The 21,196-nt window shown below is 74.3% G+C and carries 16 protein-coding genes; 9 read left to right on the top strand and 7 right to left on the bottom strand.

All coding sequences use genetic code 11. From position 1 onward, the window contains the following. Positions 1 to 210 precede the first annotated feature (210 nt). The 3 genes from ACH45E_RS35845 to ACH45E_RS35835 all read left to right on the top strand — a co-directional run bounded on the left by ACH45E_RS35845 (position 211) and on the right by ACH45E_RS35835 (position 2,812). Positions 211 to 1,092 (top strand): AfsR/SARP family transcriptional regulator, encoded by an 882-nt coding sequence (locus tag ACH45E_RS35845; protein ID WP_361457886.1) that lies wholly within the window; start codon positions 211 to 213, stop codon positions 1,090 to 1,092. A 35-nt stretch (positions 1,093 to 1,127) separates the two neighbouring features. Further along, entirely contained in the window at positions 1,128 to 1,820 is a 693-nt protein-coding gene (locus ACH45E_RS35840) for an acyl carrier protein (protein WP_361457889.1), read from the top strand. A gap of 149 nt (positions 1,821 to 1,969) precedes the next feature. Then, complete coding sequence (locus tag ACH45E_RS35835; RefSeq protein ID WP_361457892.1) at positions 1,970 to 2,812, top strand: 4'-phosphopantetheinyl transferase superfamily protein; 843 nt, start codon at positions 1,970 to 1,972, stop codon at positions 2,810 to 2,812. 49 nt (positions 2,813 to 2,861) lie between these two features. Here ACH45E_RS35835 and ACH45E_RS35830 read toward each other — a convergent pair whose 3' ends face one another. Further along, the gene (locus ACH45E_RS35830) at positions 2,862 to 3,668 is read right to left on the bottom strand and encodes an alpha/beta fold hydrolase (protein WP_361457895.1); all 807 of its coding nucleotides are present in this window, start codon (positions 3,666 to 3,668) and stop codon (positions 2,862 to 2,864) included. A 284-nt stretch (positions 3,669 to 3,952) separates the two neighbouring features. Between ACH45E_RS35830 and ACH45E_RS35825 the strand changes: the two genes are divergently transcribed. After that, on the top strand, positions 3,953 to 4,774 hold the full coding sequence (locus tag ACH45E_RS35825) for an AfsR/SARP family transcriptional regulator (protein WP_361457897.1): 822 nt from the start codon (positions 3,953 to 3,955) through the stop codon (positions 4,772 to 4,774). A 63-nt stretch (positions 4,775 to 4,837) separates the two neighbouring features. On the opposite strand, the gene ACH45E_RS35820 is transcribed toward ACH45E_RS35825, so the two are convergent. The 3 genes from ACH45E_RS35820 to ACH45E_RS35810 all read right to left on the bottom strand — a co-directional run bounded on the left by ACH45E_RS35820 (position 4,838) and on the right by ACH45E_RS35810 (position 8,199). Continuing rightward, positions 4,838 to 5,086 (bottom strand): phosphopantetheine-binding protein, encoded by a 249-nt coding sequence (locus tag ACH45E_RS35820; protein WP_361457900.1) that lies wholly within the window; start codon positions 5,084 to 5,086, stop codon positions 4,838 to 4,840. A 101-nt stretch (positions 5,087 to 5,187) separates the two neighbouring features. Continuing rightward, the gene (locus ACH45E_RS35815) at positions 5,188 to 7,818 is read right to left on the bottom strand and encodes an AAA family ATPase (protein WP_361457903.1); all 2,631 of its coding nucleotides are present in this window, start codon (positions 7,816 to 7,818) and stop codon (positions 5,188 to 5,190) included. Between the two features lie 99 nt (positions 7,819 to 7,917). After that, positions 7,918 to 8,199, bottom strand: a complete 282-nt coding sequence (locus ACH45E_RS35810; protein ID WP_361457906.1) for a PqqD family protein — start codon at positions 8,197 to 8,199, stop codon at positions 7,918 to 7,920. A 445-nt stretch (positions 8,200 to 8,644) separates the two neighbouring features. Here ACH45E_RS35810 and ACH45E_RS35805 point away from each other — a divergent pair, with 445 nt between their 5' ends. From ACH45E_RS35805 to ACH45E_RS35790, 4 genes are all read left to right on the top strand, one after another. Next, positions 8,645 to 9,004, top strand: a complete 360-nt coding sequence (locus tag ACH45E_RS35805) for a hypothetical protein (RefSeq protein WP_361457909.1) — start codon at positions 8,645 to 8,647, stop codon at positions 9,002 to 9,004. A gap of 124 nt (positions 9,005 to 9,128) precedes the next feature. Then, on the top strand, positions 9,129 to 9,842 hold the full coding sequence (locus ACH45E_RS35800; RefSeq protein WP_361457912.1) for an acyltransferase domain-containing protein: 714 nt from the start codon (positions 9,129 to 9,131) through the stop codon (positions 9,840 to 9,842). Positions 9,843 to 9,977: 135 nt separating this feature from the next. After that, positions 9,978 to 10,193, top strand: coding sequence for a hypothetical protein (locus ACH45E_RS35795; RefSeq protein WP_361457915.1), 216 nt, complete (start codon positions 9,978 to 9,980; stop codon positions 10,191 to 10,193). A 49-nt stretch (positions 10,194 to 10,242) separates the two neighbouring features. Beyond that, positions 10,243 to 12,327, top strand: a complete 2,085-nt coding sequence (locus ACH45E_RS35790) for a condensation domain-containing protein (RefSeq protein ID WP_361457918.1) — start codon at positions 10,243 to 10,245, stop codon at positions 12,325 to 12,327. A gap of 37 nt (positions 12,328 to 12,364) precedes the next feature. Here the strand turns inward: ACH45E_RS35790 and ACH45E_RS35785 are convergent, their stop codons facing one another. Beyond that, complete coding sequence (locus ACH45E_RS35785; RefSeq protein WP_361457921.1) at positions 12,365 to 12,655, bottom strand: hypothetical protein; 291 nt, start codon at positions 12,653 to 12,655, stop codon at positions 12,365 to 12,367. 389 nt (positions 12,656 to 13,044) lie between these two features. Here ACH45E_RS35785 and ACH45E_RS35780 point away from each other — a divergent pair, with 389 nt between their 5' ends. After that, positions 13,045 to 14,331 carry a helix-turn-helix domain-containing protein gene (locus ACH45E_RS35780; RefSeq protein WP_361457924.1) on the top strand — a complete coding sequence of 429 codons (1,287 nt, stop codon included), beginning with the start codon at positions 13,045 to 13,047 and terminating at the stop codon, positions 14,329 to 14,331. A gap of 41 nt (positions 14,332 to 14,372) precedes the next feature. Here ACH45E_RS35780 and ACH45E_RS35775 read toward each other — a convergent pair whose 3' ends face one another. Beyond that, positions 14,373 to 15,680, bottom strand: a complete 1,308-nt coding sequence (locus ACH45E_RS35775; RefSeq protein WP_361457927.1) for an MFS transporter — start codon at positions 15,678 to 15,680, stop codon at positions 14,373 to 14,375. Between the two features lie 101 nt (positions 15,681 to 15,781). Further along, complete coding sequence (locus tag ACH45E_RS35770; protein ID WP_361457930.1) at positions 15,782 to 21,085, bottom strand: amino acid adenylation domain-containing protein; 5,304 nt, start codon at positions 21,083 to 21,085, stop codon at positions 15,782 to 15,784. Between the last annotated feature and the right edge of the window lie 111 nt (positions 21,086 to 21,196).

The following is a 21,196-nucleotide window of genomic DNA, read 5'->3' as shown; positions in this document are numbered from 1 at the left end:
AGTGGCGCTCATCCCCGGCTGGGGAGTGCGCGGGAACGTCGAACTCCCTGACTTCGCGCGGAACTTCGCAGGTGGGTGGGGGTTTCGAGGTTCGCTCCACGGTTGCTAGCAGCTTGTTAAAAACAGAACATGCGGTTTGGTATTGACATACCGTACGCGCTGTTTTTCAATCGTGGAGTGCCACCGGCGCACGTGGACTAGGGAGACGGCGTGGACATCGACGTACTGGGCGCACTGGACGTGCGGGAGAACGGGGTCTCCGTCGCCCCGACGGCGCCGAAGCCGCGGCAGGTCCTGGCGCTGCTGGCCCTGCACGCGGACCGGGTGGTGCCGGTCGCCTCACTCATCGAGGAACTGTGGTCGGACCGGCCGCCGCGCAGCGCGCGCACCACCCTGCAGACGTACGTGCTGCAATTGCGCGAACTCATCGCGGCGGCGCTGACGCGCGACACCGGGCGGGAACCCGGAGCCGAGCCCGAACAGCGCACCGCCAAGGACGTCCTGCTGACCCTGCCCGGGGGGTACCTGCTCTCCTCCGGAGACGGCACCAGCGACGTCCGGGAGTTCGAGCGGCTGGCCGGCACGGGCTACCGGGCCATGGACGCGGGCGACTTCGCCGGCGCCTCCCGCACGCTGGGCTCGGCGCTCGCCCTGTGGTCCGGGGCCGCCTTCGCGGACGTGCATGCCGGCGTCCAGCTTTCCATGGAGGCCAAGCGCCTGGACGAGAGCCGGCTGTGTGCGCTCGACCAGCGCATCGACGCCGACCTCAGGCTCGGGCGGCATCGCGAGGTACTGGCCGAACTGACGGTGCTGACCAGCCGTTACCGCACCCACGAGACCCTGCACGCCCAGTTCATGCTGGCCCTGCACCGCTCCGGTCGGCGTGGTGAGGCACTCGCCGTCTACCAGCAGTTGCGCACCACCCTCGGGCGCGACCTGGGACTGGAGCCGTCGCCGCGGCTGCGCCGGCTCCAGCACTCGATCCTGATGGCCACGCCGGAGAGCACGCTCGGCCCGACGGCACCGGGCGCCGGCGCGCAGGTCCCGTCGCCGCCGGCTTCGCCGGGCGGCCGACTGACACCGACGCGCTGATCCCCGTACGGCACCGATCCTTGGAGGCACCCACCATGACCAGCGAGACGACGGCGCCCACCGGTGCCCCGGGCGACGTCCTGCTGGAGCTCACCGGCGTGCTGGCCGGAGTCCTGCACGTGGAGCCCGACCGGATCGACCCGGAGCAGCCCTTCCAGATCCTCGGCCTCGACTCCATGCTCACCGTCGAGTTCGTCACGGTCGTCAACACGCACTTCGGCACCCGGCTCGCGGCCGCGGTCCTCTACGACCACCCGACTCCGGCCGCGCTCGCCCGGCACGTCAGCGCCCAGCGCGCGGGCGACGGGCCCCGGCCGCCCGCGCAGGACCCCGGAGCCGCCGCGGCGGTGCTCCAGGAGCTGCGCGAGCACCTGTCCCGGATCCTGCACTGCGCCCCGTGGGAGGTCGACCCCGGGGCGGCCTTCACGGAGCTCGGCATCGACTCCGTCCTGACCGCCGAGTTCGTGCTCGGCGTCAACCGCGCCTACGGCCTCACCGAGCGGCCCGTCACCGTCCACGACCACCCCAGCCTCGCCGCCATGGCCTCCTACGTCGCCGCCCGCTCCGTGGTGCCCACGGCCACCACGCCGGTGCCGCCCGGACCGCAGGGCGGGGCCGTGCGGCGGCCGCTGTCCCCGGAGGAGCTGAACGCGCTGCTGCAGGCCGTGCGCGACGACCGGCTCAGCGTCGACGAGGCGGCCGCCCTGCTGGGCGACCGGGCCGCCTGAACCGCGCAACGCAGGGACGCTCGCATGCAGCCACTGGACCCACGCAGGGACGACAGGGAGCTCCTCGCCAGCTCGCCCGAGACCCCGCCGGCACGTGCCCTGACAACCGTGCCGGCGGGTGGCGGCCCGACCACGGACGGTCCGACGCCATGACGATCACCGCACCAGAGCCCCGCGTCGCCGGAACCGCACCGCTCGAGGAGACGGACGCGCCGGTCAAGCTGTGGATCTGCCCCAACGACGACCTCGCCCCCGGCATGGCCGGCGTGCTGGCCGCGCACTGGCTCGACGACCGGGAACGGGAGACCGCCGCCCGCTTCCTCTTCGAACGCGACCGCCGGCAGTACCTCGTCTCCCACACCCTGGTCCGGCGAGCCCTCGCCCTGGAGGCCGGACTCGCCGAGGCCGAGATGGTCATCTGGCGTTCCTCGCGCGGGCGTCCCTTCCTCCAGCCGTTGCCGGGCGGGCTGCCGCGCGGCGGCTCCCACCTGGACTTCAACCTCTCCCACGCCGGCGGCTACAACCTGCTCGGCATCGTCCGCAGGCACCGCATCGGCGTGGACGTCGAGCGCCTCGACCGGGACGCGCAGGCCATCGACACCATCGTGCGCACCTTCACCGCCGAGGAACAGCGGTGGGCGGCCGGCGCGGCGCCGGGCCGGGAGAGGGACCGGCGGGTGCTCCGGCTCTGGACGCTGAAGGAGGCGTACGCCAAGGCCCGCGGTCTGGGGCTCGCGCTGCCCTTCGACGAGTTCTCCTTCACCCTGGCCGACGACCACGGGGTGCTCGCCTTCCGTCCGCCCGCGGACGACCAGGGCGGGCGCTGGCGGTTCCTGGAGCTGGAGCCGGTGCCGGACGTCCTGGCCGCCGTCGCCGTACCGGCGGACGAACAGCTCTCGCCCGTCGTGCAGTTGCACCATGGATTTCCCTGGGGCCGCGCCGCACTGCACACCATCCCACTGCCCGAGCCGGTGGGCGGTGCGGCGTACTAGGGGTTCCGGGAATTCGCCCAGGGGGCAGGGAAAGGGAAACAGGAAGTATTCAGGGGGTATTCAGGGGGTGAATGAGGGGCACGGCTCGGCCTTCCCTCTTTTCTTGAGGTGCCTTTTCCGATTCCAGGGCCGTGGTCACGCCGACGACCACCGCGTGGGCGAGGGCGTCCAGGTCGTCGTGGAAGTAGAAGTGGCCGCCCGGGAAGACGTGCACCGACAGCAGTCGTGCGCAGCGCTCCACCCACCGCTCCAGCGCCTCCAGCCCCACCGCCCGGTCCTGGGCGCCGCCGAACACGGACACCGGGACCGGCAGGGGGGCCCGCGCCGGTGTCGGGCGCCAGCCGCGCACCAGCCGCAGATCCGCGCGGATGACCGGCGCGAACAGCCGCCACAGGCCGTCGTGCTCCAGCACCTTCCGCGGGGTGCCGCCCAGCCGTACCACTATGCGCCGCAGTTCCTCGTCCGAGGGTTCGCCCGCCGGCAACGGGGCCGGCGGGGCGTCGGAGCTTGGCGCACCGCATGCCGACAGTCCCAGCCAGACCGGTGCCGCCGGGCCGTCGTCCACGAGCCGGTGGGTGAGTTCGTGGGCGACCAGGGCGCCCATGCTGTGCCCGAAGAAGGCGAACGGCGTCGTGGTGTCCCGCAGTTCGGGACCCAACCGGTCCAGGAGATGACCGATCAGGGCATTCCCGTCGGTCAGCGGGGGCTGCCCCATGAGGGTGCCGTGACCGGGCGGGTCCACCGCCACCACCCGCCAGCCGGGCGGGAACCGGGCCGGCCAGTCCTGGTACATCAGCCCCGAACCGCCCGCGTGCGGGAACACGTACAGGCGCACCGCGTCGGCCGTGGCGGGCATCGGGACTCCGTTCGCGTCGGCGTGCCGGGAAATGGGCGTTGCGAACCGCGAGGTTATCCCTCGGACAGACATTCGGAGCGGAACCCGTAGCTCACTTCCAGTGCTGGTGCACGAGTTCTTGAGCGTGCCAAATGGACCGCGCAACACCGGACTTGGAATGCCGCTAGAAGAACGGTACAGGAAATCGCTCGGGGGGCACGGACGCGGCTAGCGTGCGTAACGGCGGAGAATTCTGGCCACCGAAAGGAACTGGACAAGGAACTCGACGAGGTGCGGAGGCCACCATGAAGATTCAGGTTCTGGGTCCGTTGAGTGCCGAGGTCAACGGGGGATCGTTCGTTCCGACGGCCGGCAAGCCGCGACAGATTCTGTCGCTGCTGTCGCTCTATCCGGGGCGGGTCATGCCCGTTCCCACGCTCATGGAGGAGCTATGGGGCACCGAGCCTCCACCGAGCGCGCTGACGACCCTGCAGACCTACATACTCCAGCTGCGCAGACGGCTGGGTACGGCAATGGGCCCCGGCTCACCGGCGGGAGCCAAGGACGTGCTGGCCACCCGGCACGGAGGCTACCTGCTGCAGATCAACGAAGACTGCGTGGACGTACACCAGTACGAAAAGCTCGTGCGGCAGGGGCAGACCACGTTCGAGGAGGGGGACAACGAAGTGGCCGCCGCCCGGTTCCGCGCGGCGCTGGACCTGTGGTCCGGGGCGCCGCTGGTGGATGTGAAGGCGGGACCCGTCCTCGACATCGAGGTGATGCGGCTGCAAGAGAGCCGGCTGGTCACCGTGGAGCGGCGCATAGACGCCGACCTGCGGCTCGGGCGCCACTCCGAGCTCATAGCGGAACTCACTGAACTCACGGCCCGTCATCCCCACCACGAGGGCCTGCACTCGCAGGCCATGGTGGCGCTGTACCGGTCCGGTCGGCAGGCCACCGCGCTGGAGGCCTACCGCAGACTGCGGATGCGGCTGATCGACGAACTCGGTGTCGAGCCCTCGCCGCAGTTGCAGCGGATGCACCAGGCCATGCTCGCGGTCGACCCACAGCTCGACGTGCTGGCGGGACCCCGGCGCAGCTCGACGTTCGATCTCTTCGCGGCCTGAGACGGGGTCATCACCGTGCCGCCGTCCCGTGGACGGCGGCTCCGGTGCGTCGTGGTCCGTGCGTCAGCCGGCCGTCTGCAGGCGGGTGACCGTCTCCCACAGCACCGCCGGAGTGGCGAAGGTGTCCAGCGACAGCGCCTCGTCCACGAAACGGATGTCGTAGGCGCTCTCCAGCGAACCCAGCAACTCGACCGCGCCCAGCGAGTCCAGACCCGAGTCCCGCAGGTCCGTCTCGGCCTCGAGCGGCTCCTCCTCGTCCAGGAACGGCAGGTAGTCGCGCAGCAGTTCCTCGAACTTCTCGTCCCACGCCATTGGTGACCCCACCCTTTGCTGTGTCGGTTCGTCGCTTCAGTCGCTTCATTTGGTGCGTACTCACTTCGAGCCAATACCGGCCGTACAGGCAGGGGAACCCGTCAGGCACCCCTAACCACTCGGTCGGCGGGTGCGGGACCGCTGCCCAGGGCCAGGTCGACCGGAAGGTCACCGCGGCCGTTGATCTGCAACTTGCGGTAGACCTTCGTCAGATGCTGCTCGACCGTGCTGACCGTGAGGTAGAGCTTCGCCGAGATCTCACGGTTGGTCAGGCCCTGGGCGGCGAGCGTCGCCACCCGCTGCTCGGAGCTGCTGAGCCTGCTCTCCGGCCGCTCCAGACCGGGCCGGTCCTGCCGGTCCGGCGCCTGGTCGCTGAGCGGGGCGTCCGGCAGGATCTCCTTGCACAGCGCCGTGGCCCCGCACTCCCGGGCCACGTTCCAGGCTGCCCGGATGGTCGCCGTGCCCTTCATCGGCGCGCCCGCCTCCGACTGCCGGGTCCGCCCCAGGTCCGCCATCGCGCGGGCGGTGGCCAGCCGGTCACCCGAGCGGTGCAGTTCGTCGACCGCCTGCTCCAGCAGCGAGGCGCGTTGCCGGGCGGAGCCGACGGTCAGCGCCCGCTGGTGCAGCGACACACCCCGCACCCAGGGGCGGCGGGCGTCGGGCAGCGCCAGCTGCTGGAGCACCAGCCGCTCCGCCTGCTGGGGCTTGCCCAGCCGCAGCAGGGCCTGGGCGGCGTCGGTGCGCCACGGCAGACAGGCGGGCCGGTCCACGCCCCGGTCCTGCATGACCCGGCCGATCGTCAGGAAGTCGGTGAGCGCGGCCTGCGGTTGGTTGCCGGTCAGGTGGTGCAGGCCGCGGGCGTGTACGAAGGCCAGGCCGTGCAGGCTGTCCAGCAGGCCGTGGTGCAGCGGGCGGTCGCACAGCCGGGAGGCCTCCGTGTAGTGGCCCATCGCGCTGTGCGCGCGGATCAGCACGGCGGTCGCCGCGTACGGGAAGGTGCCGCCCCCTCGCTCCGGGAGCGCGTCCAGGGCGCGGGTCGCGTAGGCGCAGGCCTCGGCCAGGTCGCCGATGCGCAGCAGCGCCTGGGCGTGCAGGGTGGCGAACACCGCGGCCCAGCCGGGGGTGTCGCGCCGCTCCGCGTCCTCCAGCAGGGTCCGGCTCCACGGCACCGCCCGCTCCGGATGGTCGGACAGCACCAGCGAGCGCAGTGCCTGCACGATGGGTGTCATGGTCGCCTCAGTGGGGGTGGCCGAGCGCAGCAGGCGCTCCGCGGCCAGGGAACCGGCGTCGATCACCACGTCCAGCGGGGAGGCGCCGGACTCCTCGCCTTCCGTGTCGTCGTCGCGCAGCAGCTCGGCCGCGTCCATGAGCCGGCCCTGGAGCAGCAGCAGCTGGGCCAGCGGCTGGGCGGGTTCCCCGTCCAGGCGGCCTGAGCGGAGTGCGGTGAGCGGGCCGGCGACCAGCCGCTCGGCCGCGGCCGGGTCGAAGCGCCATGCGACCCGGGCCAGCCGGATCGCCACGACGTCCCGCTGCCGGTCGTCCGCGCACACCCGGTGGGCCAGCTCCAGCAGGCTCAGCGCCCCGCGGCCGTCGTCCTCGGCGAGTCGGGTCTCCGCGGCGTCGCACAGCAGCTCCGTCTCGGTGCCGGGTGCGGACCAGTGTGCGCCGGAGCAGGCCGCGGCGGACAACAGGTGGCCGGCCGACTCGGTCGCCGGACGGCCCTGCCGGTGCAGCAGCAGGGCGGCGTCACGGTGCAGGGTGGCCAGGGTCTTGGGGGAGAGGCCGCTGAGGACGGCCTCGCGGACCGCCGGGTGCGGCACCCGGGCACCGGTCACCAGGCCCGTCCCCTCCAGGGCGGCGAGGCCCTGCCGTACGGCGGGCGGTGCGTCCCCGGTCAGCTCGGCGACGCGCTCCGCGGTGGCGGCCTCGTCCAGCAGCGCGGCGGCCTGCGCGACCAGGGACGCGGTCGGGCCCGCCCGGTGCAGACAGGCGCGGACCGCCTGCGCGAAGGGGCCGCCGGGTTCGGGCGCGGGCGCGAGGGCGGGCTGGGGCCCGGCGGTGGTGCCGGCGGTGGACTGTTCCTCCAGCAGGGCGCGGAGCAGGAGCGGGTTCCCGCCGCTGGCCTCGTACAGCGACGGCCCCTGGGCGGCCCGGCCGGCGGCTTCGGCGAGCGTGGTCACCTCGGCGCGGGTGAGCCGCTCCAGCCGGATCCGGCGGAAGGTGGGCTGGCGCATCAGCTCGGTCGTGAAGGAAGGGTGGCCCGCCTCGTGGTGGACCGTGCCGGCGACCAGCAGCAGGATGCGGGCGGGGCGCGCGTACCGCGCCAGGTACTGGAGGAAGGCCAGGGACTCGTCGTCGGCGTAGTGGATGTCGTCCACGCACAGCACCACCGGGCTGCCCTCGCTGACCTCCCGCAGTTCGGTGCAGAAGGCCTGCATGTCCTCGATGCGTGCCGCGCGGTCCGCGGCGCCCTCCGGCAGCGCGAGCACCTGGTGGCTGCCGACGAGCTGGCGCAGCACCCCGTACGGCGTCCGGCGCTCCGCGGGGAAGCCGGTCGCGCACAGCACCACCGCACCGGTGGCCGCGGCCTGCTCGACCAGCGCGTGGACGAGCGTGCTCTTGCCGCACCCCGTGGGCCCCTCCACCAGGACGGTGCGGGAGTGGCCCGCGGTGCAGTCCGTGAGGGACTCGGTCAACGTAGTGAGCGCCGCAGTCCTGCCGACCAACGTCATAGTCGCCCCGTCTCGGTTGGTCCACCCCTAACCTGCACCAGCGTGGACAGACCCCCTATAGGGGTGGTGGAGCCGTGGCGGATTCGCGCTACGGAAGGGTCAGGGCTCGGTCCGCACCAGACCGGCGTCGCGCAGTTCGTCGACCCAGATGTCCAGATCGGCGCGGGTGTTGGCGGGCGCGGTGCCCCACAGCCCGGCGAGCATCCGGGCGGCGGCGGCCACGTCGCCGTCGTGCTGGCGCAGGGCGAGCCACATCGCCGTACCGACGGGACCGCACCGGACCGGGCGGCCCGGGGCAGCCGGCCGCGGTACCACGTCCAGGCGCCCGTGCGCATCGACACTGACGCAAAGTCCGGGCACCGGTCGAACACGCACACGCATCTCCCAACCGCGAGCGGCCCACGGCTCTCACGGTCGACGGTTTCGTACGCGGCGACGTACACCGGAAAACAAATGCCGTCCGGGGCGCCATGGGGGCGAGAGCACCGAATCCATCGTGGTGCGTACGGTCATGAGTGGCAACTGTCCGGACCCCCTACAGGGTCGCGCGTGACCGGCCGTGATGTAGGGGTCCGCCGCGCGTTTCACCACTGCGCCCCCGGTGGCCGGGAGTGGGTGAACGAAACCGGCCGAATGGCTTCCCGAATTTCGGTGGGAATTGGCCGAATGGCATCGAGGGTGTTTGCGCCCGGCATTGCAGGCCGGAGACGAATTCACCCTGAAGCCCCCGAGTTTCACCCGTTCTCCAACGGTTCTCCACCCGGCGCGAGCATTCTCCCGGTGACAGATGCACGGGATCCCCAGCCATGCGGAAGGACATCCGGTCATGGTGCCGACGCTGACCGAGCCCCTCAGCGGGGCGCTGCACGAGCTCCTCACCGCCCAATGCGTCCTGGAACGCAACAGGGAACTCGCCCTCGCGCTGGTCGCGGCGGGCAACCGGGGCGAGGTCAACCGGCTCACCCGCCACTGGGCCGGCGCCGGGGACGCACCGGGGTGGGCGCTGATCGAGGGGCTGCGACTCTCCTGCGAGAGCGTCCTCGCCGACGGCGACGGTGTCGCGCTGCGGCTCACCGCGCGGGCCGGGCGGGCGGTGTGGGCCCTCATCGCCGAGCTGCGCTTCGACGGGGCGGGGCGCATCGCGGAGTTCCACGACGTTCTGGTGCCGCGCGCGGCGATGGCCTGAGAGCTTGTCGCGCCACCGGCCCTGCGCCAGGTGCGGAGCGGGTGTCGAGCAGGCCTCGTGCGGGACTCCACCGGGACGCGACACGGTCGGGGGCCCCAACCGCCGTACGGGAGGAGGCCGTCCGATGACCCGGGTGTGGATGTCGTGGGTGGGCGGGGAGCGGGCATTACGGCGGGGGCTATTACGGCGTAATGGCGGTTCGGGCCCATCCGCCCTGCGCGGCGGGCCCGTTGTCCTCGACCGCGACGGCGACACGGCCGTGCTGTTCGCCGGCGGACGGGCCGTGCGGCCCGCCATGGTGCGCGCCCTGTACGGCACGTTCCCCGTCTTCCGAAGGGAGTTCGACGCGGCGTGCCGGGTGGCGGACGAGCGGCTGCCGCTGCCGCTGGCCGCCGTGGTGTTCGCCCCGGAGGGCGGGGTCGACGGCCGGCTGCTCCACCGGGCGGAGTTCGGCCGGGCCGCGCTGTTCGCCTACCAGGTCGCGCTGTACCGGGTGTGGCGGGACTGGGGTGTGCGGGTCGGCGCGGTCGCCGGGGACGGTACGGGCGCGCTCGCGATGGCATACGTCGCCGGTGCGCTCGGCCGTGACGAGGCCGTACGACGGGCCGTGACGGGACGCGGGCCGCGCGCGCACGGTGGCGAGCACGGCGAACGGGCGCTGCACGCCGTCGGTTTCCACCGGGTCCTGCTGTGCGGACCGCGCCGCAGGGACACCGCGACCGTGGGCCACGTCCCCGCACTGCTCGCCGACCTCTCCGAACTCCAGCTCAGCGGCGCCCCCTTCTGCTGGGAGCAACTGCGGGACCTCCGGGGGGAGATGCTGCTGGAGCGGGGCTGAGGGGCCGTCTTCCGCGTGGCGGGCCCGTCGCCCGGGATGAGCGCAGGTCGGGGATCGTTCGGGGGTCGCTGGAGAAAACGGTGGAGGACCGGGCGGCGGGTCTACCGTGACGGTGCCGAGCATGAGGAGGCCGTCATGGGGGAACGGCACGCCACCCTGCACGTACTGCCGTCGTCGGCCGAGCCGCGGGAGGAGCACGGATCCCCGGCCGGCGAGGAATGCCTCGCCGCCGCCGGCCACGCCTTCACACCGGTGACCCGGCCACGCCCCCGGACCGCGCCCCGCGTCTCCCCGATCCGCCCCGGCCGGGTGCACGTACGGAACCCGCTCCAACGTCGTTCGCCCTGCTGAGGCGTGTGGCACGACGCCCGGGTCGCAAGGGGGAGGGGAGGAGGCGGCGATGAGCGGTGAAGGACTCACCAGCGTGTGCGCGGTGCTCGATCCGGAGCGGGCCGACCGGGGTGCCGTGCAAGTGCACGGTCCGCTGGACGCCGCCGTCTTCCACCGCGCCCTGCACCGGATCGCCGAGAGCCATCCCGGCCGGAGCCTCGCCCGACCGCGGCTGCTGCGCCACGGCCCCGGCCTGCACACCGTCGAACTTCCCGACGCGGAGACCGGATCGACGCCATACCCGGTCGGTCTGCTCGCCGACCTGCTCACCGCGCCACCGCACCCGGCCGGGGACGGCCCGGCCGGGCCCGGGCACCCGGGTGGCGCGGGCACCCGGCCCTGCGGCACGCTGCCGCGCACCCAGGCGGTCACGCCCCTGCAACGGGAGCGGCTCGCCGACGCGCTGGCCCGGCCGGACCACCACGTCGAGCAACTGGCCTGGCGCTGGCACGGGCCGCTGGACACCACCCGGTTCACCGCGGCCTGGCAGGCCGTCACCGAGCGCGAGAGCGTGCTGCGCACCGCCTTCGTCTGGGACCCGCGCCCGCGCGCCGTGGTCTTCGACCACGCTCCGCCGGAGGTGGCCCGGCACAGCTGCGGCAGCGCCGCCCGGCGCGCCGCGCTGCGCGTCAGGGAACGCTCGCGCGGCTTCGACCTGCGCCGCCCCGGACTGCTGCGGGTGGCCCTGCTCGACGCACCGGCCGACGGGACGGCGCCCTGCACCGACATCCTGATCACCTATCACCGCGCCCTGCTCGACAGCTGGAGCGTGCGGCTGCTGATGCGCGAGTGCTGCCGCGCCTATGTGGCCGGCGGGGTGCTGCCCGGCGGCGAGCGCCGGCCCGACCTCGGCGACTGTGCACGCTGGCTACAGGGCCAGGACCTCACTCCGGCCCGGGACTTCTGGGGGCGGCCCGCCCACCGGCCGCCCGCCGGAGAACGGCCGCTCACCGGCCCGCCCGCCCCGGTGGGCAGCGGCGGCACCGGGCTGCACCGCGCCGCCCTGTCCCCGGCCGACACCGCGCTGCTGGCGCGCTGGGCGGTCCACTGGGGTGTCGCGGAGAGCAGCGTGCTCCAGGCGGCCTGGGCCCTGCTGCTCTACCACGGGTCCGGCAACGCCCCCGAGCCCGCCGTCGTCGGCTTCGGCCTGGGCTTCCCCGGCCGGGGGATGCTCCTGGAGGGCATCGAGGGGACTCCGGGGCCGTTCGAGAACGCGCTCCCGGTGTCCGTCCCCCTCGAACCCTCACTGGACCTGCCCGGACTGCTGGGCCGGCTGCGCGACCGGGCCATGGACATGGCCGCCTACGAGTGGGTGGCGGCCGCCGCGCTCGACGAGGACGGCGGACGTCCGGCGGGGACGGGCGGTCTGCTCTCCTTCGACTGCGGGCCCCGTCCCGAGGACGCGTTCGGCGACGCTCTCGCCGGGCAGGGCGTGTGGGTGGCGGAACAGGAGGTGGCCGGGGCGCTGACCGGTTACGCCGTCGGGATCCGGGCCGGTCACGACACGTCCGGCGGGCTGGTACTGACCTGCGCGTACGACCGTGATCTGGTCGACGGCGGGGCGGCCCGCGTGCTGCTGGAACACACCGTGCGGCTGCTGCGCCTGCTGCCGCGCCGGGCGGGGACGGCGACGACCGTCGCGGACGCGCTGGAGTGGTTGCAGGGGGCCGCGGTGCCCCGCGTGCCCGACGGCGCCGGTCCGTCCGCCTACCGGTCCCTCATGCCTCTGGTACCGCTGCGGTCCGCGTCGGTGCCCTCGGCGGCCACCGTGTGCCTGGTCGACGTGCCCGGGGCACCCCGCACCGGGCACTGGGAGCTGGTACGTCACTACCGGGGCCCGGAGGCCCTCACGGCGCTGCGCCTCACCGCCGCGGAGGGCGGACCGCGCGCCGCCGCGGCCCTCGGCGCCCTGTCCCGCTCCGGGACCCGACTGGTCCTCGGCGGCTACTCCGGCGCCGGCGCACTCGCCTGCGAACTGGCCCGGCTCGTCGCCGCCCACGCCGTACCCAGGCCCACCGTAGTGATCGGCGGGGGACCGGACGACCCGGACAGCGCCAGGAATCTGGCCCGGGCGCTGCGCGACGCGAGCGTCTGAGGAGTATGGGGTGTCGGGCTGTCGGGCCGTGCCGGGGTCAAGCCCGGGGAAGCTGTGTGCCGTTGACCGCGCGGGTGGTCGTACCGCCGCTCGTACCGCCGCTCGTACGGCCGGTCGTACGGTCGGTTGCGCGGGCCCGGTTGTGGCGGGCGAAGGCCCGTAGCGCGATCCAGGTCGCGGATGCCGCGCCGGCCAGCGAGGTCGCCGAGGCCAGACCGGCCAGCAGCCGGGCGTCGGCGCCGTCCACGGCGTCCCGCGGCGGCAGTGCCGGCGCCGGGGTGTGCCGGACGGGAACGGTGTCGGGGGTCAGGAACGGGGTCTGTGTCATGATCGCCTCTTCGGCCAGCCGATGTCGTCGTCGGCCGGCGCCCGCCGCTTCGGTCCCGCCCTGCCGACACGGCCCCGACGGGCAGCACGGCGTGCCAGAACCGAGTACTTCATGAACGACTCCCGTGAATATGACGGGGACAGCTCCCGTGAATACGACGGGACAGCGCGGAGCGCCGCCGACTTGGCGCTTGAGATACTGCCTGGATCCGTTCGAGACCCACTTGAAGAACACCTGAGAGTGTCGTGAGGTCCGCACGAGGACCAAGGCACCCCGCCTGGCAAAACATTGCCCGGGAGTTGCCGGGCGCCCTACGCTCGTCGCGGCTCCGGCGGCCCGTCAGATCCGCCCCGTGGCCCAACCGTCCGTGCGTCAGGGGGAATGGTCACATGCTTCAGCAGCCCGCGTTCGGCCGCCGTCTGAGGAAACTGCGCCAGGCCCGCGGGCTGTCCCAGTCCGCACTGGCCGGCGACGGCATGTCCACCGGCTACCTCTCCCGCCTGGAGTCCGGAGCCCGCCAGCCCACCGAACGGGCCGTCGCCCATCTCGCCCAGCGGCTCGGACTGGAGCCGGCCGACTTCGAGGAGCCGGCCGGCGGTTCGCTCGCCCACGCGCTGTCGCTGGTCGCCTCCACCGGGTCCGACGACGCCCTGGAGACCCTGCGCGAGGCACTGGCGGCGGAGGGCCACGAGGCGCCCGTGCTGCGCTGGCAGGCGCTGTGGCAACTGGCCCGGCAGCGCCGCGTCCAGGGTGACCACGCCGGCGAACGAAACTACCTGGAGGAGCTGGTCCGGCTCGGCGACGAGGTCGGGCTGACCGAGCTGCGGGTGCGCGGACTGACCCGGCTCGCCCGCTGCCTGCGATCCATGGGTGAGATCCCCGCGGCCCTCGACGCCGCCGTCACCGCACACCACCTCGCCCGGGACTCCGACCTCGGTGTGGAGGACCGCTCCGCCGTGCTGCTCGCGCTGGTCTCGGTGGAGGCCGAGGCCGGCCGGATGCCGGACGCCCGGGCGCACGCCGACGAGCTGACCGTACTGGTCAAGGGCCGGTCGGACGCGCTGTGGGCGGAGGCCATGTGGACCGCGGCCGCGGTACTCCTGCGGCAGGGCGACCACACGGCCGCGCAGGCCTGCCTCGAGGAGGCGCTGGAGAAGTTCAGCAGCAACGAGGACCTGGTGCTGTGGCTGCGGCTCCGTCTCGCGGCCGGCCAACTGCACCTGCAGAAGTTCCCGCCGGACCCCGAGGCGGCACAGCGGTGCGTCACGGCCGCCGAGCCGGCGCTCGCCTTCGTCGGCACGCCCGGTCTGCGGCAGGAACTGGTCGCGCTCAAGGCCGACCTCGCCTTCCTCACCGCACAGTACGACGACGCCCGGGCCCTGCTCGGCGAACTCGCCCTGGAGGAGCCGCGGATGACCTACCGCGACCGGGTCAGGCTGGACCTCCTGCGGCACCAGCTGCGCATCCAGTCCGGCGACATCGGCGGCGTCCAGGGGCTGCGCGCCCTGGCCGAGCAGGCGCAGGCGGACGCCAACATCGACCTGGCGGCGGAGGTCTGGCGCGTCCTCGCCGAGGCCCTGGCCCAGTCCCAGGTCCAGCGGTCCGCGGGCCCGGCCCCCGTGCAGGAGGCCACGCTGGGCGGCCCGGCGCCCACGCCGACGGAGAGGCACGCGTGAGGCCTACCGGCCCACGGGAACGAGGGACGCTCGGCTCCGCCTCATGGGGCCGCCGGCTGGGTCCGAGGAGCCTCCTCGACCGGGGCCGGATTCCCCGTCGTCAGTGAGCGCACCTGCCCGCTGCACAGCGCCGCCGCCGTCGCGAGGGTGGCCAGGGCGGCACCGCCCAGCAGGGTGGTGTGCATGCCGAGGCGGTCCGCGACGGGGCCCGCGGCCATCTCGCCGAGGGGGAGGGCCACGAAGGAGCCCAGGGCGTCGTAGGCGTACACGCGGGCCAGGCGGTCGGCGGGGATGTTCTCCTGGAGGGAGACGTCCCAGGCCACGCCGAACTGTTCCAGGGCGGCTCCGTTGACGAACATGGCCAGGCCCAGGAGCAGGGCGTTCGGGGCCTCGGCCAGGACCACCAGGGGTACGGACTCCAGCAACACCAGCGCCACGCCCAGCAGCAGCGCGTGCCGGACCCGGGAGCGGGCGGCGACGATTCCGCCGGCCAGCGCACCCGCCATCTCGGCGGCCAGTACCGCGCCCCACATGCCCCGGCCGAAGGTGTCGTCGGCGACGACCGGACCGAGCACCTGCACACCGCCCGCGATCACCGCGTTGACCACCATGAACTGAAGGACGACGATCCACACCCAGCTGCGTGAGGTGAACTCCCGCCAGCCTTCGCGGAGTTCCTGCAAGGGACGGGCCCGCTCCGCGGTCTTCACCGCGCCCGCCCGGGCCGTCGTCACGCCGAAGAAGCACAGGGCCGCGCCGCAGAACGCCACCGCGTTGCCCGCCAGCCCCCACCCGGGGCCGAGCACGGCCGCGACCACACCGGCCAGGGCGGAGCCCGCGATGGCGCCGAGGTTGATGCCCATGCGCAGCACGGCGTTGGCCGGACGGATCAGGCCGGCCAACGCCGTCTGCGGGGTGAGCGCGGCGGAGGCCGGCAGGGACAGCGCGGCCAGCGCGCCGTTGAGGGCGCTGAGCAGCACCAGCAGCGGGATCGACGTGGCGTCCAGGAGCACGCTCACGGCGATGGCGGCCTGCACGGCGGCCGCGGCCAGTGCGGAGCCCTGCAACACCAGCGAGCGCCGCACCCGGTCGGCGACCACCCCGCCGACCAGCAGCAGCGCCACGTTCGCCAGCGAGCGGGCGCCGACCACGACACCCAGATCAGTGGTGGAGCCAGTGGCGTCCAGCACCGCGAAGGCCAGGGAGACGGGAGCCATGGCGTTGGCGAAACAGACCAGCAGCCGCCCGCCCGCCAGACGGCGGAAGGAACGGTGTGCGAGCGGTGCCCACGGGCCCCCGCCCCCGTCGCCGGCCACGCCCTGCTCGCCCTGTGCCCCCGTGCCGGACATGCCCCCCGTGCTCTCCCTCCCGCGAAGTCCAGCGTGGACCAAGACGGTTGCCCGGCCACGTGTCCGGGACACGGTAGCCGGGCAGGCCCTCCTCGTGCCGCCTAGAAAGGGTCGCTCAGACGGTCGTTGATGTGGTCCAGGCAGAGCTCGTAGATGTCCTCGGCGTGGGTCTCGTACCAGCCGTCGGGTACGAAGGCCGTCGCCGGCCACAGGGCGTGGTGGCCGGCGGCGTCGGCGACGACCACGAAGGTGGCGAACTCGTCGGCGAACGGGTCGTCATCCGCCGGACGGTCCAGCACCCTGAGGACGCCGCCGGCGTCCAGGCGGGCGGCGCGGCCGGTGCGCCACATGCGGGCGGTGGAGCCGTCGGGGCCGCCGAACGGGTCGGGCAGGAAGCGTTCGCCGGTCGCCCCGGGTGCCCCGGCGTACCCCTGCGCCACACCCGCGCCCGCGATGTACAGGGTGCCGGTCTCCCCGGGGCCGACCGGCCGCAGCCGGGCGTCGAGGATGTAGGCGCGGTAGCCGGGGGCGGGCCGGGCGGGACTGCCCGGTCCCTGCTCGACGACCAGCCGGCCCTCCGCCCAGCCGCCGCTCACCGTCAGCTCGGCACCGTCGGAGCGGGCCAGCGCGATCAGCGCGGACAACTCGTCGTCGGCGCCGCCCAGCACCACCCGGGCACCCTCCCGCCGCAGCCAGCCCAGCACCTCGTGCGGCACGGCCCGGGACAGGGAGCCGTCCGGCACGTGCACCCGGGCGCCGGAGACCAGCGCGCCGAGCAGGCCCAGGGCGGCGTCCCCGTCGGGGTAGCCGTGCACCAGCCAGGCGGCGTCCGCCGGTTCGGCCAGCGTGGCCGCGACGACGGCTTCGGCGCCGATCGCCACCGTGCCGTCCTCACCGGTCACCAGCAGCACCGGGTCGTCCGCCCGGAGCCGGCGGGTCCGGTCGGCGTCGGTCACCGGCCAGTGCCCGGCCGAGGGCAGCAGGTCGGCGCTGTGGTCGCGGACCAGCCGGGCGGCGCCCGGCACGGCCGGCAGCAGCAGGTCGGCCGTCTCGTCGAGCAGCAGGACCACCGGGCGCAACGACTCCGCCAGGTCCAGCGACGCGTCGACCGGCAGCAGCGCTGCGCCCGTCTTGGCGACGGCGAGCGCGGCCACCGCGAACCCGGTCGGCGAGGACAGCGCGGTGAGCACCGAGGTGCCCGGGCCCGCGTGGTGCTCGATGAGGGCGTGCGCCAACAGGTCCGAGCGGGCGTCGAGTTCCGCGTAGTTCATGGTGGCCAGCGCGGGCGCCTGGGGGGCGCGGGCGACCTGCTCGGCGAAGAGCGCGGCCACGCCCCGCAGGGGGAGCGCGATGTCCGTGCCCGCCCAGATCCCGCCCTCGACAGCCGGGCCGGGCAGCAGCCGCAGCCGGCTCAGCGTGGTCGCCGGGTCGGCCAGGGCGGCCTCCAGTACGGCGGTGAGCTGGCCGGTGAGGGAGGCGGCCGCCGCCTCGCCGACCGTCTCGTGCTGGTAGGCGGCCGTGACGCCGATGCCCGCGGGCGCGCCCGCCGGGGTCTGCCGCTCGGTCAGCGTCAGCCCCAGGCCGGCGTCGGGCACCGCCAGTTCGGGCTGCTCCGGCTCCACGCTGAGCCCGGCCGCCTCGAACCGTCCGACGGCCTCCTGCAGCACGCTCAGTGAGACCCCGCCGCCCGGCAGCGCCAGGACCGCCTCGCCGTCCCGGTAGGCGGCCAGGTCCGCCGCCCGGACCCGGCGCAGCAGCTCGCCGAAGGACGGGTCGCCGGAGGTGTCCACCGACAGCGCCAGGACCCGCCCGAAGGGGCCGACCGCACCGCGCAGTCCCGCCCCGTCCCTGGCCGGGACCGGCGCGGCCACGGTGACCTCGCCGCTCACGCCGAGGCGGGCCAGCAGCGCGGCGAGCGCGGCGTGCACCACCATGAACAGGGTGCTGCCGTGCGCGGCCGCGAACCGGGTCAGCCGCTCGTGCAGTTCGCCGCCCAGCTCCACTTCGAGGGTGCCGTAGGAGGCGTCGTCCGTCTGCGGCTCACTGCCCGGCAGCGGGGTGGGCGGCAGGTCCCCGAAGATCGCACGGGGTGCCGCCTCCAGTCCGGCGGGGGAGCGGCGCGGTGTGCCGCCGGTGGCCCGGGCCCCGTAGGCCTGGGCGAGTTCGGCGGCCAGCGGCAGCTGCGACCACAGGTCGACGGAGGTGGCGGGCAGGGCGAGGTCCAGCAGGTGGTCGTCGGCGGACAGGCGGCGCAGCCGGGTGCCGGCCGATCCGAGGCGGGAGTTGCGCAGTGCCTCATGGCGGTGGCCCAGGTCCTCCAGGGCCCGTGCCAGCGCCTGCTCGTTCAGCGGGCCACGCAGCCGCAGGGGCAGCACCACGCTGTCCCCGCCCGCCGCGCCGGGGCCGGTGGCGGCGGCCGGGGCGTCGCCGAGGAGCGCCGCGAGGGCGGCCGGCGTCGGCGCCTCGTACAGTGCGCGGCCGCCCGGGTCGACGCCCAGCGTCTCGCGGACCCTCGACAGGAGCCGGGCCGCGGCCAGCGGGTGGCCGCCGCTTCGCGAGAAGTCGGTTTCGGCGTGCACCGCGCACCGTGGCAGGCCCAGCGTCTCGGCGAACAGGTCGCGGACGATCTCCTGGACCGGGGTGCCGGGCTGGGTGCCGGGGCCCTCGGCGGTGCGGGCCGGCGCGGGCAGCGCGGCGCGGTCCACCTTGCCGTGGGCGGTCAGCGGCAGTGCGTCCAGGGTCACCAGTGCCGACGGGATCATGTGCTCGGGCAGCCGCTCCCGCAGCCGGCCGCGCAGGACGACCTCCAGGTCGACGGTGCGGTCGAAGGCGGCCGGTGTGTTGGCGCAGTCCGCGACGGCGGTGGCGGGCGCCGCGTACACGCCGGTCAGCGGGCCGTCCGGGACCCGGACGGGGTCGACGAGGACGATGTCGAGGAGTTCGGCGCTCTCGTTGGACCAGGTCGGCAGGGCCCGGTAGCCGAGGCGCTCAGCGGCCGCGCACAGTGCCTCCGGGTCCGGGGCCGCCAGGTCCTGGGCGGCGAGGTCGATGCTCTCCATCGGGTTGTCCAGGGCCTGCGCCGCGGCGTACTCGTCGTGCACACGGCGGTTGGGCACGGCGGCCAGGCGCAGCAGGGCCGGCCGGTACCCGGCCAGGTACGCCTCGACGTCGGCGACGGAGGAGACCTCCTGGTCCCAGCGGACGACGGGCGCGGTGGCGAGGTCGGCGACCGGCTCCGAAGTGGACAGCACGGCCTCGTAGCGGTACCGGGTCAGCTCGTTGTGGTGGGCGCCGCGCTTGGCGCGCACGTCCACCGCGCGCACCGCGGGCAGTTCGCGGGCGAGGGCGGTGAACAGGGCGGGGGAGAGCAGCAGTTCGGTCTCCGTCGCCGTCCGCCGGTCGACGGAGCGGCGCAGCGCCTCGCGGCTGCGCCCGGCCGCGTCGGGCTGGGCGAGCTCGATGCCGGTCCCGAGGCAGCGGGCCAGGTCGAGGTTGCGCAGATCGCCCAGGAACAGCGAGCCGCCCGGGGCGAGCAGCCGCAGGGCCCGCTCGATCACGGTACGCAGGTAGGGAAGGCCGGGGAAGTACTGGACCACCGAGTTGATGACGACCGTGTCGAAGCGGCCGGCCGGCAGCCCGGTGGTGTCGTCGGCGTTCTGGCAGCGCAGGCGGACCTTGTCGCGCAGTACGGGGTCGGCCTCGGTACGGGCGGTGAGCGCGGCGACGGCGCGGGGTGAGAAGTCGGTCGCCCAGTACTCCTCGCACTCCGCCTCGCGGGCCAGGTGGCTCATGAGCAGGCCGGTGCCCACGCCGATCTCCAGAACGCGGCGCCTCGGCAGTTCGCGGATCCGGTCCAGGGCGGCCGTCTGCCACTCCCGCATGTGCTCCGCCGGGATCGGCAGGGTGTCGTAACTGCTGTTCCAGCCGGTGAAGTCGGTGCCGAGGTCGGCCGGTTCGGCGCCCTCGTGGAGGGCCTCGTGGATCTCCTGCCACTCGGTGACGCGGGCGTCCTCCTCGGCGGCGGTGACGGCGCCGGTGTCGGCGGCCGGGGCGGCGGGCACCACGTGGGCCACCAGTCGCTGGTCGCCGTCCGTGCCGTGCAGGGACACCACGGCGGTGGACACCTCCGGGTGGGCGGTCAGTATCGACTCGATCTCGCCCAGCCCGACATGGAGGCCGCGCAGCCTGACCTGGTCGTCCACCCGGCCCGCGAACTCCAGCGCGCCGTCCGCGCGCAGCCGCACCAGGTCGCCGGTGCGGTACAGAAGGCCGCCGCCGGTGAACCGGTCCTCGACGAACCGCTGCGCGGTCAGCTCCGGACGGTCCAGATAGCCGGTGGCCAGGCCCGGCCCGCCGAGCAGGAGTTCACCGGTGCCGCCCGGGGCGACCGGGTTGCCGTCGGCGCCCACGACGACGGTGACGGTGGCGCCGACGGAGCGGCCGATGGGTACCGTACGGTCGTCCTCGGCGGGCTCGGTGACCTCGTGCCAGGTGGCGAAGGTGGTCGCCTCGGTCGGCCCGTACATGTGCAGCAGCCGCTCGGGCGCTCCGGCCGCGAGCACGGCGCGCACCCGGCGCGGATCGCAGGCCTCGCCGCCGAACAGCACGGTGCGCAGGGGGGCGAAGGCGGCCGGCCGCTCGGCGGCGATCAGGTTGAACAGCGCGGTCGTCAGGAAGAGCACCGAGACGCCGTGCGCGCGGACCGCCTCCTCGAAGCGGCCGGGGTCGGCGACGGTGGCCCGGCCCATGCCGACCAGCCGGGCACCCGCGGTGAGGGTCGTCCACACCTCGAAGGTGACCGCGTCGAAGGCGGGGTTGGCGGCCTGGGCGACGACGTCGGAGGGCGTGAGCCGCAGGTAGTCGGTGGACCGCACGAGGTCGAGCACGGCCCGGTGCGGTACGACGACGCCCTTCGGCTCGCCGGTCGTGCCGGAGGTGTAGCAGACGTAGCAGGCGTCCTCCGGGCCGGCCGTCTCCTCGGGCAGCGCGTCGGAGCGGGCGGCGATCTCGGCGGCCTCCGTGTCCAGGGCGACCGCCTCCGCGCCCAGGTCCTGGTAGTCGACGGCGCCCGCGCTGTCGGTCAGCACCGCGCGGGCCGCGCTGTCGCGCACGATCAGCCGGCGGCGCTCGACCGTCTCGGCCGGGTCGACCGGGACGTAGGCCGCACCGGCCCGCACGATCCCGAGGAAGGCGGTCACCATGTCCGGGCCCGGCCTGATCGAGGTCACCACCCGGTCGCCGCGCCCGACACCCCGCGCCCGCAGATGAGCGGCGAGACGGTTCGCGGCGCGGCTCAGTTCCCGGTAGGTCAGGGACACGTCGCCGCCGTCGTACCGGGGAAAGGTGACCGCGGTGGCGTCGGGCCGCGCCTGCACTTGCTGCTCGATGAGGCCGGAGATCGACATCAGCACTCGCTCCTTACGACAGCCTTCCGGCTTGGCAAAACCTTGCCACGATATTGGCAAGGGGCCCCTGAGGCGGCGTCTTGGAGCAGTGGAGGGACGGTGGAATCACAG

Origin of the sequence: Streptomyces sp. NPDC020299, assembly GCF_044387825.1 — a bacterium.
Classification (GTDB): domain Bacteria; phylum Actinomycetota; class Actinomycetes; order Streptomycetales; family Streptomycetaceae; genus Streptomyces.
This window is presented reverse-complemented; position numbering and strand designations above follow the sequence as displayed.

Coding starts and splice junctions, on each gene's coding strand:
- ACH45E_RS35840 (WP_361457889.1), top strand. CDS start 1,128: ATGACCAGCGAGACGACGGCGCCCACCGGTGCCCCGGGCGACGTCCTG.
- ACH45E_RS35835 (WP_361457892.1), top strand. CDS start 1,970: ATGACGATCACCGCACCAGAGCCCCGCGTCGCCGGAACCGCACCGCTC.
- ACH45E_RS35830 (WP_361457895.1), bottom strand. CDS start 3,668: ATGCCCGCCACGGCCGACGCGGTGCGCCTGTACGTGTTCCCGCACGCG.
- ACH45E_RS35825 (WP_361457897.1), top strand. CDS start 3,953: ATGAAGATTCAGGTTCTGGGTCCGTTGAGTGCCGAGGTCAACGGGGGA.
- ACH45E_RS35820 (WP_361457900.1), bottom strand. CDS start 5,086: ATGGCGTGGGACGAGAAGTTCGAGGAACTGCTGCGCGACTACCTGCCG.
- ACH45E_RS35815 (WP_361457903.1), bottom strand. CDS start 7,818: ATGACGTTGGTCGGCAGGACTGCGGCGCTCACTACGTTGACCGAGTCC.
- ACH45E_RS35810 (WP_361457906.1), bottom strand. CDS start 8,199: ATGCGTGTGCGTGTTCGACCGGTGCCCGGACTTTGCGTCAGTGTCGAT.
- ACH45E_RS35805 (WP_361457909.1), top strand. CDS start 8,645: ATGGTGCCGACGCTGACCGAGCCCCTCAGCGGGGCGCTGCACGAGCTC.
- ACH45E_RS35800 (WP_361457912.1), top strand. CDS start 9,129: ATGACCCGGGTGTGGATGTCGTGGGTGGGCGGGGAGCGGGCATTACGG.
- ACH45E_RS35795 (WP_361457915.1), top strand. CDS start 9,978: ATGGGGGAACGGCACGCCACCCTGCACGTACTGCCGTCGTCGGCCGAG.
- ACH45E_RS35790 (WP_361457918.1), top strand. CDS start 10,243: ATGAGCGGTGAAGGACTCACCAGCGTGTGCGCGGTGCTCGATCCGGAG.
- ACH45E_RS35785 (WP_361457921.1), bottom strand. CDS start 12,655: ATGACACAGACCCCGTTCCTGACCCCCGACACCGTTCCCGTCCGGCAC.
- ACH45E_RS35780 (WP_361457924.1), top strand. CDS start 13,045: ATGCTTCAGCAGCCCGCGTTCGGCCGCCGTCTGAGGAAACTGCGCCAG.
- ACH45E_RS35775 (WP_361457927.1), bottom strand. CDS start 15,680: ATGTCCGGCACGGGGGCACAGGGCGAGCAGGGCGTGGCCGGCGACGGG.
- ACH45E_RS35770 (WP_361457930.1), bottom strand. CDS start 21,085: ATGTCGATCTCCGGCCTCATCGAGCAGCAAGTGCAGGCGCGGCCCGAC.